Origin of the sequence: Parabacteroides sp. PF5-9 (assembly GCF_029893105.1) — a bacterium.
Taxonomy (GTDB): Bacteria; Bacteroidota; Bacteroidia; order Bacteroidales; family Tannerellaceae; genus JARXWG01.
Map to the genome: position 1 here is coordinate 1 of NZ_JARXWG010000029.1, position 13,263 is coordinate 13,263.

Annotated in this window: 15 protein-coding genes, 1 tRNA gene and 1 pseudogene; 6 read left to right on the forward strand and 11 right to left on the reverse strand. The window is 40.7% G+C overall.

Translation table 11 applies throughout. The annotated features are described in order from the left end of the window. Nucleotides 1–540: 540 nt before the first annotated feature. The 5 genes and pseudogenes from M2135_RS13910 to nusB all read right to left on the reverse strand — a co-directional run. A pseudogene (locus M2135_RS13910) lies at nt 541–966 on the reverse strand (DUF5606 domain-containing protein); the annotation flags it as partial. Between the two features lie 89 nt (nt 967–1,055). Then, on the reverse strand, nt 1,056–1,637 hold the full coding sequence (gene coaE, locus M2135_RS13915; protein WP_280749129.1) for a dephospho-CoA kinase: 582 nt from the start codon (nt 1,635–1,637) through the stop codon (nt 1,056–1,058). Then, nucleotides 1,634–2,644, reverse strand: a complete 1,011-nt coding sequence (locus M2135_RS13920) for a YbbR-like domain-containing protein (protein ID WP_280749130.1) — start codon at nt 2,642–2,644, stop codon at nt 1,634–1,636. The genes coaE and M2135_RS13920 overlap by 4 nt, the downstream gene beginning before the upstream one ends. A 17-nt stretch (nt 2,645–2,661) precedes the next feature. Then, nucleotides 2,662–2,973, reverse strand: coding sequence for a preprotein translocase subunit YajC (gene yajC / locus M2135_RS13925; RefSeq protein WP_280749131.1), 312 nt, complete (start codon nt 2,971–2,973; stop codon nt 2,662–2,664). A 64-nt stretch (nt 2,974–3,037) separates the two neighbouring features. Further along, on the reverse strand, nt 3,038–3,964 hold the full coding sequence (nusB, locus tag M2135_RS13930) for a transcription antitermination factor NusB (RefSeq protein WP_280749132.1): 927 nt from the start codon (nt 3,962–3,964) through the stop codon (nt 3,038–3,040). A 225-nt stretch (nt 3,965–4,189) separates the two neighbouring features. On the opposite strand from nusB, the gene M2135_RS13935 reads away from it, so the two are divergent. Next, a complete protein-coding gene (locus M2135_RS13935) occupies nt 4,190–4,555 on the forward strand; it encodes a DUF3276 family protein (RefSeq protein WP_280749133.1) in 366 nt (121 codons plus the stop codon). Between the two features lie 107 nt (nt 4,556–4,662). Here the strand turns inward: M2135_RS13935 and M2135_RS13940 are convergent, their stop codons facing one another. Next, entirely contained in the window at nt 4,663–4,830 is a 168-nt protein-coding gene (locus M2135_RS13940) for a 4Fe-4S binding protein (RefSeq protein ID WP_280749134.1), read from the reverse strand. A 149-nt stretch (nt 4,831–4,979) separates the two neighbouring features. On the opposite strand from M2135_RS13940, the gene M2135_RS13945 reads away from it, so the two are divergent. Beyond that, complete coding sequence (locus tag M2135_RS13945) at nt 4,980–5,681, forward strand: porin family protein (RefSeq protein WP_280749135.1); 702 nt, start codon at nt 4,980–4,982, stop codon at nt 5,679–5,681. Here the strand turns inward: M2135_RS13945 and M2135_RS13950 are convergent. Genes M2135_RS13950 through rsfS form a run of 3 tightly spaced genes read right to left on the reverse strand, consistent with a single transcriptional unit; the run spans nt 5,668 to nt 8,959 of the window. Then, complete coding sequence (locus M2135_RS13950) at nt 5,668–6,504, reverse strand: phosphatidate cytidylyltransferase (RefSeq protein WP_280749136.1); 837 nt, start codon at nt 6,502–6,504, stop codon at nt 5,668–5,670. The genes M2135_RS13945 and M2135_RS13950 overlap by 14 nt on opposite strands. Before the next feature lie 24 nt (nt 6,505–6,528). Beyond that, nucleotides 6,529–8,562 carry an ATP-dependent zinc metalloprotease FtsH gene (gene ftsH, locus M2135_RS13955; RefSeq protein WP_280749137.1) on the reverse strand — a complete coding sequence of 678 codons (2,034 nt, stop codon included), beginning with the start codon at nt 8,560–8,562 and terminating at the stop codon, nt 6,529–6,531. Between the two features lie 37 nt (nt 8,563–8,599). After that, complete coding sequence (gene rsfS / locus M2135_RS13960) at nt 8,600–8,959, reverse strand: ribosome silencing factor (protein ID WP_280749138.1); 360 nt, start codon at nt 8,957–8,959, stop codon at nt 8,600–8,602. Nucleotides 8,960–9,179: 220 nt separating this feature from the next. On the opposite strand from rsfS, the gene M2135_RS13965 reads away from it, so the two are divergent. From M2135_RS13965 to M2135_RS13980, 4 genes are all read left to right on the forward strand, one after another. Then, nucleotides 9,180–9,250, forward strand: a tRNA-Gln gene (locus M2135_RS13965). A 123-nt stretch (nt 9,251–9,373) separates the two neighbouring features. Continuing rightward, a complete protein-coding gene (locus M2135_RS13970; RefSeq protein WP_280749139.1) occupies nt 9,374–9,970 on the forward strand; it encodes an ORF6N domain-containing protein in 597 nt (198 codons plus the stop codon). Between the two features lie 27 nt (nt 9,971–9,997). Further along, the gene (locus tag M2135_RS13975) at nt 9,998–10,558 is read left to right on the forward strand and encodes an ORF6N domain-containing protein (protein WP_280749140.1); all 561 of its coding nucleotides are present in this window, start codon (nt 9,998–10,000) and stop codon (nt 10,556–10,558) included. A gap of 91 nt (nt 10,559–10,649) precedes the next feature. Next, nucleotides 10,650–11,006, forward strand: coding sequence for a hypothetical protein (locus M2135_RS13980; protein ID WP_280749141.1), 357 nt, complete (start codon nt 10,650–10,652; stop codon nt 11,004–11,006). Nucleotides 11,007–11,216: 210 nt separating this feature from the next. Here the strand turns inward: M2135_RS13980 and lpxB are convergent, their stop codons facing one another. Together lpxB and surE are read right to left on the reverse strand one after the other, a co-directional pair. Next, nucleotides 11,217–12,353 (reverse strand): lipid-A-disaccharide synthase, encoded by a 1,137-nt coding sequence (gene lpxB / locus M2135_RS13985; protein ID WP_280749142.1) that lies wholly within the window; start codon nt 12,351–12,353, stop codon nt 11,217–11,219. Next, nucleotides 12,350–13,120, reverse strand: a complete 771-nt coding sequence (gene surE / locus M2135_RS13990) for a 5'/3'-nucleotidase SurE (RefSeq protein WP_280749143.1) — start codon at nt 13,118–13,120, stop codon at nt 12,350–12,352. The genes lpxB and surE overlap by 4 nt, the downstream gene beginning before the upstream one ends. Nucleotides 13,121–13,263: the final 143 nt, after the last annotated feature.

A 13,263-nucleotide genomic window follows, 5' to 3' on the forward strand; every position in this document is an offset into this window, starting at 1 on the left:
TTGTTAAACGAAAAGAACCCTATGTGGAAAACTTTTTAGGACAATACTAAAAAAATAACAGTGAAATTATTTGGAATTGAACATAGAAATCAAATATTCTTCGAATTGAATTCTTTTTCTCATATCGAACTCACGTTATTTGAGTATGAGATTCTCTCATATATCTATTCAGAAGAGCGGCATATTTTTTTCTTTTTGACAGCTGTACTGGAACTTTACCACAATTGTAGAAAAGGGAAATTATTCCGTTAAACGTCATTTATCGTGTTGACGGTAAATGCCCCGGTAGGTCACAAAAAAAGAGAGTGTCTCAAAAGTACATCTGATCTTTGAGACACCCTCCTCTTTCGCTATTCCAACCAAGAGATTGGCAGGTTATTCTTCTTTTTTCTTTGTCGTTTTTGTTGTCTTTGTTGTTTTTTCTTTGGGCGCTTTTGGCGTTTTTGTTGTTTCAGCTGTTTCTGTTTTTTTAGCTGTTTTCTTCGTTGTTTTCTTTTCCGGTTTTTCTGTTTTGGGAGCAGTTTCAGCTTCTACACTCTTTTGTTCTTCAGCAACTTCTTGTTCTGCTGCTTTCTCCGGTGTGAAATCGGTAATATTATTGGCAATAAGTGTATTGTACCAGTTTAATATTTTCTTTATATCGCTTGGATAAACACGCTCGCGATCAAAGTTGGGTAGAATGGCTGCGAAATAGTCGCGCAACTCCTGAGGGGATAAAGCGGAAGGAGTAAGGGAAATAGCGGCTGAGGCTTCTTTCTTTTTGATCGATTCGAGAACCTGATGTAAAGGTACTTCTTCCTCTTCTGTGTAGATCGCAATATCTCCAAGTGAGATGACCTTGTCGCTGGCATAGACAGGTGTTCTTTTTTTATCCGTCAATGACTCGACGATCAACATATTTTTTCCTTGGGAGATTAATTTAAATAATCCAGGCTTGCCGGATACTGACAAGATTGTCTTCAACATAATATTCTTTTTCTTTTATGGTTTGAGCTTTGAGCGGCAAAGATAACATAACTGCTTAAAATAGCCTTAATCGGAGCAGAAAAATCGATTTATAATGACTGGAGATGGGTTATGAAGTGGGTTAATTGAGGGATAATAGCGTTTTTGTCGTCGTTCATGATAACCGCATCGGAATACTCTTTTTTTATCTCATCGGCTAATTGATTATTGATTCGACGGATGATCTCTTCGCGTGAAAAGCTGTCGCGTTTCATCACGCGTTGTATGCGTACCTCCAGGGGAGCATAAACCATTAAGCGGATGTCGACTAACCGATCAAATCCGGACTCGAAAAGAATGGCCGATTCGATGGCGCAGTAGGGGACACGGAGTTGTTGAACCCAATTCTGAAAATGTCGGTTAACCTCCGGATGGATGATTGCATTCACCTGCTTGAGGCGTTCGGGATCGTTAAAGATGTATGTAGCTAACTGCTTTCTGTCTACCCCTTCTGAGGTGTAGATCGAACTGCCGAATAAGTCGATTAGTTGTTTTCGGATGGCAGGAGAACTGTTTGTCAGTTTTTTACTCTCTTCATCAGCGATGTAAACAGGGATGCCCATGGCCTCGAATAGCGTAGTGACAACGGTTTTACCACTACCGATTCCTCCGGTGATACCGATTTTAATCATGTTGGAACGGTTTGTTCGATAATGAATTCAATATGATCGGGGACCAGGGTGAAAGAACGTATCCACTCCGGCCATTTATTTAGTTGGATCATTTGTCTTCCGGTCAGGTTTTGCTCCAATAGACTGAACGGTATTTGAATGGAAAATTGGTTCTCGGATAAATCCCTGAATCGTGCAACCGGAATATTACAGGTGACATTGATCTTGGGCGGGAACATCCGGACGGTAAAGCCCTGGGGTATATCCGTACATATTACAGGTACTTCTATTATACGTTCGGTGAATTCGTCTACAGGTATGGTGATGTTAACCGCTGTCGGTTCGTAAGAGACTCCTTGGATTTGCTGAAGTTGAAATTCTCTTGAAATGGAACGGTTGACTCCTTTTATATCTGTATAGACTGTTCTGGCTTCTGTTAATGTGTCTAATATCGATTTGACGGCATAGACATTGACTTTGTCGGGGATTATTGTAGTATCACCTGAAATCTGAAAGCCGGGTTCGAGAGTCATATTCCCATGAAACACAACAGGGATTTCTTTGTGCTCTTTGGTGCTGTACTTTAATTCGATTTGTGACGGTTCGATCCCAATCAATGCAGTTGTTGTCAATAGTTGTTTGAGGATGTCGGATTCGATATCCCGTCTGTCAATAACCAACCCACCGTTTTTGTTTTGGGCATTCCGCATATTGATCTCCAACGACGAGAATTTACGCCCGAAAGAGTAATTCATTAGAGTCGTTCCTTTGTCTTTGACATGTGCAATGATTTTCTCAGGCGGTTGCTCTGTAAAGTCAATATCAACAGGGATGTTTTTATATTTGATAGGAATAGACAGCTCGATTTCGTAGTCTTGCTGAAGGCTCTGCAATAACCAGAAACCGGAGGATAAAAGGAAGAACCCAAAAAAGATCAATGCTTCTCTCCATTGTTGACTGTGAAGAAAAGCCTTGATCTTAATAAGGGTAGACTTGAATGATATTTTGATTTGTTCAAGTCGGAGCATATCCGTTTTGTTTTCTTTTATTTTTGTTGCGCGTCTTCTGCTGAAGCGAAGACAGATGTTTTGTCTATGCGGATGCGAACTCCATCAGATATTTCGATCAGCATATAAATATCTCCGATCTCTTTTATCTTACCGTAGATTCCTCCGGCAGTAATGATTTTATCACCGACTTTCAATGCTTCACGAGCACGTTGGATATCTTTTTGTTTCTTTTGTTGCGGACGGATCATGAAGAAATAGAATATGGCGATGATGACTACCATCATTAAAAGGCCTGACCATTGACTGCCACCGCCTGTTGCCTGAAGTAGAATGCTGAGGATACTCATGATAATTTAAATGTTTATATGTTTAATACTTATATACTGTTACCAACAAAAGTAAGGATATTTCTTAATCCTTAAACAATAACTTTTCTTTTTTTAATTCGTTGACAATCGAGTCGAGGACGCCGTTGATAAATAATCCGCTTTTGGGGGTGCTGTAATATTTAGCGGCATCGATGTATTCATTGAGTGTCACACTGATCGGAATGGACGGGAATGTCAGAATTTCAGCTAAAGCAACCTGCATGATGATCAGATCCATATTGGCGACTCGTTCGGTTTCCCAGTTTTTCATGTGTTTATCGATCCGTTGTCGGTATTCATCTCCGTTTAATAAGGTCTGACGGAATAGTTTAATGGCAAATTCCCGATCTTCCAGGTCTTTGAACATGGGGAGCAACTCTTGTTTCTCTCCTGCCGCAGCTTCAAATTTTTTGATGGTTTTCAATGTAAAGGTTTGTACGATTTCGATATCATCGTTCCAATAAATGCTTTTATCTTCCAGAAAACTCTCGACCCACTCATTCCCACAAATCAGTTTTTTGAATGCGCCACGCCAGAACTCTTTGTCAGCCTCGTAGGAATCTTCTTCGGCAGTCATATACTGCTGGTAAATATCGGAAGTGGTGATTAATTCCAGAATGCTTTTTACAAATTCATCATCATTGCTCCATGAAAGACCTCGGGCGGCAATATATTGCTTCATCTCTGCATTTTCGGCCAATTGTGCAGCAAAACGGTTGTTGACAAAACGCATATTCGGATTCAAATCCTCTTCAGTTGGACGGAATTTGTGTTTCCGGTTATCAAGTATGCGGTATTGAAGGTAAGTCAGATCGGTAATGAGAAGTAAAAAGTAGAAATATAAGTCATACGATTTCTGAAAGCTGAACAATAATTCTTTTTCAGCATTTTTAAGGTCTCCGTTTCCGTTTTGATAGAATGAATAGACTATCTGTAAAACTTTAATTCGAATAAGAATTCTGTTAATCATCGTTTGAAGGAACTTCTGTTTAAATTTTGATGCAAAGGTAGCGATTTCTTTTGATTATATATGTTTGTTGGACGAATGTTTTGCGATGTAAGGGTATTGACAACATAGATGAAATCGCTCTTTTTAAAGATAAAATAGCTAAAAATAGTTGTTAATTAAAAAAAAATGCACATATTTGAAGCAAGTTATGTGAAATAGGAAGGTGTTTAATAAATGTTTGCTGTCATGGAAGATTCGACGAAAAATACACATGTTGAAGGTGGCGACAAGGAGATTCTGTACTCTAAAGCCATCAAAGCAGGGAAACGCATCTATTATCTGGATGTAAAGAAAAATTTAAAAGAAGATTTGTTCCTGGCTATTACTGAAAGTAAGAAGGTTCAGCCTAAAGACGGTTCGCCGATGACTTTTGAAAAGCACAAGATTTTTCTATACAAAGAAGATTTTGATAAGTTTATGGATGGTATGACCGATGTGATCGATTATATTAAGCGACACAATAGTGAAATAGGATCCATCGTCTCGGATGATGAAGGCGATGATAAAGCGACAGGTGATTCAGGAGATATAAAGCTGGATATTGAGTTTTAAGTGAGTGTATATAAAAAATAACGGACTGTATACTAAGAAAGTAACAGTCCGTTATTTTTTTATAGGTATCCTGATTAGGTAAACCTATCTGTTAATTTGTTGCTTGGTTATGCCGGATGAATCGCTTCGGTTGGACACACATCAGCGCATGTTCCGCAATCAGTACACATCTCCGGATCAATTTTGTAGATATCACCTTCTGAAATCGCTGATACAGGACATTCGTCAATACAACTACCGCAAGCAATGCAATCTTCGCTAATTACGTAAGCCATTTTCTTAAACTTTAAAATTGATACTATTAGTCCTGCAAAAATAGAATAATCTTTGTATATATAAAACTATCCCTCTATAATTTGTTCAAAAAACACGGTTTTTGCAATATCTTTAAAACTTCTCCGTTATTACTCCAAACGTGAATAAATTGAGACGTACTATATATATATTAAGCCTTGTAGTGCTCTCCTCTCTGAGTGTTTTTGCTCAGAAGGAACGGGTGAAAAATCAACCGTATGCCGATATGAAATGGTTTCATTTGGGGTTTCATGTTGGACTGCACGCACAAGATCTGATTCTGACAAATAGTGGTGTGACTGCCGATGGAGAAACCTGGTTTGCGGAAATACCCTCTTATTCTCCCGGTTTTAGTGTAGGGGTGATTGGTGACATGTATTTGAATCCTTATTTTAATTTACGTGTGACACCGACCGTTCATTTTGGAGAGAAATTAGTTGTCTTTCGTGAGCAGACTACGGGTGACCGATATGAGGCGAATCTCCGTTCTACTTACCTGACATTTCCCATTGATATAAAATACAGTGCTTTGCGATTGAACAACTATCGTCCTTATCTGATTGGTGGAGTGTATGGTGCTTTGGATATGGGGCGGAAGAAAGGGAATGCTTTATTGCTGAAAGGTGCGGATTTTGGTTTGGAAGTAGGGATTGGTTGTGATATTTATCTTCCTTTCTTTAAGTTATGCCCGGAGTTGAAGTTCTGTTTTGGTCTGGTAGATGTGTTACAAAAAGACCGCTCCGATCTAATTGATAAAGAGTTGATGAAATATACGGATGCGTTATCGAAAGCCACTTCCCGCATGGTGGTATTGACTTTTAATTTCGAATAAATAATTGTATATAAACATAAGTCGCCGGAATAGCCAAGATTACACTATCGAATCGATCCAACATACCGCCATGTCCGGGAAATACTGTTCCGGAATCTTTAATGTTTAATGTGCGTTTAAATAACGATTCGATCAAATCTCCCCAAGTGCCGAAAACAACAATCACAAAAGCCAATCCCAACCATTGTAAACGGGTGATCTCGGGTGCATACCAGGCAAAAGCCTGAGACGTGGCTAGCGCTACAAGCAGACCGCCCAGAAAGCCTTCCCATGATTTTTTCGGGGAAATACGTTCAAACAAACGTCTTTTACCAAATAGGGAGCCGATCAGATAGGCGCCGGTATCATTCAGCCAGACGAAAATAAATATGGCTAAGACATAGAGTGGGGTATAGGCTATTTCTCCGGGAGTATCCGGAATGGATGAGATGTAATTGATTAGAGAGAAAAATCCGGCACAATAGATCTGCCCGAAAAAAATAAGCGACCAATTGGCAATCGGATTCGGTGCTTTATTATACAGTTCGCTTATCATAATGTATATCAGAAACAACAGATAAGGCAAAAAGATCAGATTGCCGGTCAGCGCATTCGCACTTAAAAAAGAGGCGATAAAAAGATAGGCTCCCCCCAGACTGTTGATGAGGCGCTTTAAACGTGCCCCTTCGAAGTTCTCCAATAAGCCGTAAAACTCCCATAACAGCCCACCGGTAATCAGTGTAAACACGATCAGAAAGGAGAGGGGATGAATACAAATTGCAGCCACAAGAATAATAACAAATGCTATTCCTGTCAACGCTCTTTTTATTAGATTTTTAAGCACAATAGTATGTATGATTACGATATATTATTCAGGCTTTTCCGGTTGTTCTTCATCCGTAGGAACAACCTCTTTGTTTTCTGTGGCAACTGAAGGAACATCTATAACTGTAGCCTCAGCTGTCTCTTTTTTATTGGCTTTTTCCTGCTGTTCTATAATCTCTTCGGTTCTTGAGATCCAGGCGCGTTTGCCGAAAATCTGTTCAACATCCTCCGTATAAATCACTTCGCGCTCTAACAAAACCTGAGCCAGTTTATTGTGTCCTTCGCTATTTTCAGTCAGGATCTTTTTCGCCCGTTCGTACTGTTCGTTGACAATACGTTGTACCTCATGATCAATCATTTTAGCAGTCTCTTCGCTATAGGGTTTGGTGAATCCCCAATCTTGACCGGACGAATCATAATAATTGAGGTTAGGCAGTTTGTCGCTCATCCCAAAATAGACCACCATGGCATAGGCTTGTTTAGTCACCCGTTCCAAATCATTGGAGGCTCCGGTTGATATTTTGCCTAAGAATAGTTCTTCAGCGGCACGTCCTCCCAATGTGGCACACATCTCATCCAGTAACTGTTCGCGGGTGGTGATCTGTCTCTCTTCAGGTAAATACCAAGCTGCACCGAGCGCTTTCCCACGAGGGACGATGGTGACTTTTACCAATGGGTTGGCATGTTCGAGCAGCCAACTCAATGTGGCATGTCCGGCTTCGTGGCTGGCAATACTTTTGCGTTCGTCGGCCGTAGTAATTCTCGACCGTTTTTCCAGTCCGCCTACGATCCGGTCGACCGCATTCATAAAATCTTCTTTCTGAACAAATTTCTTTCCGTTACGGGCGGCGATCAACGCAGCTTCATTACATACATTGGCAATGTCTGCTCCTGAGAATCCGGGAGTCTGACGCGCTAAAAAGTCGGAATCAACACTCTCGTCTATTTTAATCGGACGCAGATGTACGCCGAATATCTCTTTTCGTTCATTCAAATCAGGAAGTTCAACATGAATTTGTCTGTCAAAACGTCCGGCACGAAGCAAAGCTTTGTCCAGAACGTCAGCCCGGTTGGTTGCCGCAAGGATGATCACTCCGCTGTTAGAACCAAAACCATCCATTTCTGTCAGTAGCTGATTCAACGTATTTTCCCGTTCGTCGTTACTGTTCATATTGACATTTTTTCCACGAGCACGGCCAACGGCATCTATCTCATCAATAAAGACAATGCAAGGCGCTTTCTCTTTGGCCTGACGGAAAAGGTCACGCACACGGGATGCTCCAACCCCGACGAACATCTCTACAAAATCAGATCCCGAAAGAGAGAAGAACGGCACATTGGCTTCACCTGCAACAGCCTTTGCTAATAATGTTTTTCCTGTTCCCGGAGGACCGACTAATAATGCACCTTTAGGAATTTTACCTCCCAGTTCAGTGTATCTTTCCGGACTTTTCAGAAATGAGACGATTTCTTCTACTTCTTGTTTTGCTTCTGCCAATCCGGCAACGTCCTTGAATGTGACTTTTTTGTCATTGTCTTTATCAAAAAGTTGTGCTTTTGACTTTCCAACGCTAAATACACCACCACTGCCACCGGCACCTCCTCCGGACATGCGTCGCATCAGGAAGATCCAAACAGCTATCAATAAGATGAATGGTCCGAAGGAGATCAGGAAATTCCAGAATGCATCTTCTCCCTCTTCATAGCTGACTTGAGTGGTGATCTGATTTTCGGTAACGACTTTGTCAAAGAAATCGGAAAACTTATCCGCAGAAGGGATTTTGACAAACACCTTGGGCGAATTGCCTAATTTAGAGGTGTCTCCTTTAAAAACCAATCCATTTTTTCCATTTTTGATGGTAGCCTCTACCGTATTTTTTTTGTTATATACGACCATTTTGTCGAAGACATCCTCTCCGGCTAATCGCTGAAACTCGGTCCAACCTAACTCTTTGGAAGCGGACGAATCGTTCGTCATATAGAGTGCAATAAGCATCAGGAAGATTAATCCGTACATCCAGTACAGATTAAAACGAAACATGCGTTGTTTGTTGTTTTTGGGAGGATTATTTGACATATTGTTGTTTATCTTAAGTTGTTACACAAAAACCGGATCAATCCAGATTGGGAAGTCGTGTGATCGGAGCATCTGCCCACAAGTGTTCCAGATTATAAAATACACGCTGTTCCGGCAAGAAGATATGTACAAGAACCGTGCCATAATCCATTCCTATCCATTGAGCAGCTTGGTTGCTATCGATCGAAAGCGGTTTTTCGTTTGCATTTTTACGGGCAAAGTCCCATACGGCATCCGATAAAGCAGAAACCTGGGTCGGCGTACTGCCTTCACTGATGATCATATATTGACATATGGCGCCATCTATTTGCGTTAAATCTACGGTAACAATATTTTTGCCTTTTTTCTCTTGCAGGCCAGCAATAACTGCGTCAACGAGTTCTTTTGTTTGATCCATTTATTATTAATGAGTATTATTCAAAGGTGCAAATATACTTCTAAATTCCTTATATTGTGCTTAACAAATCATAATCTGTTGCATCTGTTTTATTCTAAAAACAATCGCTCTTAAAGAATGTTCCTGTTTCTATTTTTTTTGACAACTATTTGCAACTTCTTAAAAAGTGCATATCTTTGCAGCGCATAAACGTATTTTTATACCGAAATGCGATTGTAATTGTTCTATGGTGTAATGGTAACACGTCAGATTCTGGTCCTGAAATTCCAGGTTCGAGCCCTGGTAGAACAACATTTTTTAAGCGCTGTCTTTTGATTTTCAAAAGGATGGCGCTTTTTTTGTTTAGCAGTGGGGGACGAAATCGGGGAAGTTCTTAACTATACCCCAAACTATTTTAGACTAAAACCATTATCTATGGAAATAACACTTATACAAAGTAAAATTTATGAAATCAGAGGGCAACGAGTTATGCTCGATTTTGATCTGGCAGAGATGTATGGAACAGAAACTCGGGTTTTGAAACAAGCTGTTAGGCGTAATCAAGACCGATTCCCTAATGATTTTATGCTTAGGCTATCAAAAGAAGAAGCAAAGGCGTTGATAGACATAGGGGTATCACAAAATGTGATACCTAAGGGGTATAACTCTGGTGGTGCAGATGTATTTGCATTTACAGAACTAGGTGTTGCTATGTTGTCGAGTGTGCTTAAGAGTGATGTTGCTATCAAAATTAATATTAGCATTATGCGTGCTTTTGTCGCTATGCGCAATGTGTTGACTATAGTGAAAGAAAGTGATCGGTCTGTTTTAACCCGTATAAAAACCTTAGAAGAAGTCAGTGAAGAGACCTTGGCTGCAATCAATGATCTATCGGAAGATAACCGGAAAGAGTTCGATGATATCTACATTGCATTAGCCGAGTTGGCTGCAAAACATAAACAGGCAAATAAACCTCGGAAACCGATCGGATATATCAAGCCGGAGGATAAAGATAACGGTGATCATTCCTAATCTCTATTTATACTAAAACCATTATCTATGGAAATAACACTTATACAAAGTAAAATCTACAAAATTCGGGGAACTCGGGTCATGTTGGATCGGGATTTAGCCGAATTATATGGTGTGACAACCGGAAATCTAAACAAGGCCGTAAAACGTAATATTGAACGGTTCCCTGAACGGTTTATGTTTCAGTTAACCAAAGCTGAGTTTTTGTTATTCCAAAATGGAATATCAAGTTGGGGCGGCACACGTACTCAACCATTTGCCTTTACCGAACAAGGCGTATCGATGTTATCTGCAGTATTGCATAGTCCTACAGCCATACAAGTAAGCCTTTCGATTATGGATGCTTTTGTGGCGATGCGCAGTGTGATTGCTCTCGTAAAAGAGAACGATCTGTTACCGGAATTGATAAACCGTCTAAAAACCTTAGAAGAAGTCAGTGAAGAGACCTTAGCTGCAATCAATGATCTATCGGAAGATAACCGGAAAGAGTTCGATGATATCTACACCGCATTAGCCGAGTTGGCTGCAAAACATAAACAGGCAAATAAACCTCGGAAACCGATCGGATATATCAAGCCAAAGGATTGAGGTTAGGGTGCTTAAAGTGATTAATTTCAATATTTTATTTGGATTAACTATTCATTTGTTTACTTTTGTGGATCAATTTAAATCCACTGTTATGAAAAAAGTTTTATTTCTATTATTTCTCACTCTTCCCTTTATTTTCAACTCATGTATAACAGATGATGATCCGATAGTCGGTAGTTCTTCTTTAAATGGAACGACTTGGGTATACTATGGTGACGAAGAAGGCTTGGAAAGTGAACTTTCTATCACGTTCTCTGAAGAGACCTATACCTTTTACGGTTATGATATGGTCGATGGAGAGAAAGATGAATATTTTGGATCCGGCTCTTATACTTATGATCCTCCGATCGTTACTTTTATAGAAGATGAAGATACTCTTACCGCTACGGTTTCAGGAAATAAAATGACTACGGAAGAGGAGTATCCTATGGTTTTTGTAAAGAAATAGCCAGCCGCAATCTCATTTTATTTGCTTGATCGGTATCGTTTCTTTGAGTTGTTTAGAACGAAAATTTGTCGGATCGAGATCACTTTTCTGTTAGAGGTACGTCTAAATTATTTTAGACGTACCTCTAAACGGATTTACACCTACCTCTAAATCGATTTAGACGTACCTCTAACAAAAAAACGGTTCGGAGATGTTCAAAAACCGTGTGGTTTATTCTTTAAAAAGATAACTGTAAATCAATTCAGCCGTTCTTTGGGATGCGCCCGGTTCGCCCAGAACCTGTATGACTTCGTCGTAACCGGCAAGCATTTGGTTGCGATAAGCGGTGTCATTCAAAATACGGTCTAATTCGTTTTGGATATTTTTTTGAGAAAAACGTTTGCCGAAAAGTTCCTGGACGACTTCTCTGTCGGCAATCAGATTGACCAACGAGATGTATTTAGTATGGAAAAAATGGCGAAAAACAAAACTGACCAACGAACCTGCCGGCGTATAATAACAAACCACTTGCGGAATCCTGAAAAGAGAAGTTTCCAATGTGGCAGTACCGGAAGTGACAAGTGCCGCTATGCTATGTTGTAGTAAGGTATATGTCTGGTCAAAAACGATGGAGACCTGGTGGTTTCCGATATGCTGCCGATAATATTCCGGATCAATTCCCGGAGCGCCTGCAATAACCGGGTGATACGCCGGAAAAGCTGTGGCTACTTTCAACATAACCGGTAGATTGTCTTTGATCTCCTGGCGACGGCTGCCGGCCAGTAGTGCCAACATCGGTTTGTCCGGCAAATGTGCTTGTTCACGAAAAACCGGAAAGGAGGTCTGTTGCTTTTCCATATAGTGAGCCACCGAGTCGACCGATGGGTTGCCGACATAATCAACCGTATAATTCAATTTTCGGAAAAACTCCTTTTCAAACGGAAGGATACAGAACATCCGATCCACATACTTGCGAAAAGCGTTGATGCGGTACTGTTTCCATGCCCAGATCTTGGGAGATATGTAATAATAGACGGGGAGTTGTAAGCGGGTTTTGACATACTCCGCAATTTTCAGGTTAAATCCCGGATAGTCGATAAGGATGACAACATCCGGTTGGAAATTGCTTATGTCTTCTTTGCACATCTGCATATTACGCATGATTGTACGTAAGTGGAGCAATACCGGAATAAATCCCATATAGGCCATTTCCCGGTAGTGTTTGACCAGTGTGCCGCCAACAGCTTGCATCAGATCGCCTCCCAGATAACGAAATTCGGCATTACGATCTTGTTCCTTGAGGGCTATCATCAAGTTGGAAGCGTGCAGATCTCCGGAAGCCTCGCCGGCTATGAGGTAGTATTTCATTGTGCGAACAAGTTATGCAATTGTTGCATAAAGTCATAATCGGTCACGTCGATTTTACATGGGACGAGCGAGGCGTATCCGCTATCAAGCGCTAAGGTGTCGTTTTCCGGATGAATAGGTTTGGCGTTTTCAAAATCGCCGGTTAACCAAAAGACCGGTTTCCCTTGTGCATTTTCCGAACGCATAAATTCGCGTACCCATCTTCCGTCGGCCTGGCGACAGACTTTCATTCCTTTTACCTGTGGGATGTTCGGAACATTCAGGTTGAGGTAGGTGCCGTGTGGCAAACCTTCTTTTAATATCCGGCGAGCAACCATACGGCCTAACCGGCAACATTCGGAAAAGTCGGCATCGTGGGCCTGATCCATCAAAGAAACGCCAATAGAGGGCACATCAAATATACATCCTTCGGCTGCGGCGCCCATAGTACCGGAATAATTCACACAAATCGCCATATTGCCTCCGTGATTAATGCCCGAGACCAATAAGTCCGGTTTATGATCCAATATTTCATTGATGGCCAGTTTGACACAGTCGACCGGTGTTCCCGAACAGCTATAAATAGTCAACCCTTCTTCTTTTTTGATTACAGAATAGGTGAGTGGTGATGTGGAAGTAATAGCGCTACTCATCCCTGAGCGAGGACCATCCGGGGCAAAAACGACTAACTCGCCTAAATCTTTCAAACAGTTTATCAACTCATTAATACCTTTTGCGTGGACGCCATCATCATTTGTCACCAGGATAAGCGGTCTTTCGTGTTTCATACGATCATTCATTGTTTATATTACGGCAAAATTACGTCTTTTTTATGAAGATGATGCATTTTTTTTCTTCCGGGCTGATAATCTGTTGGTTTTATGCCTATATTTGTAGGGTGTTTGCGCAAACATTAATTAAATCAAATATA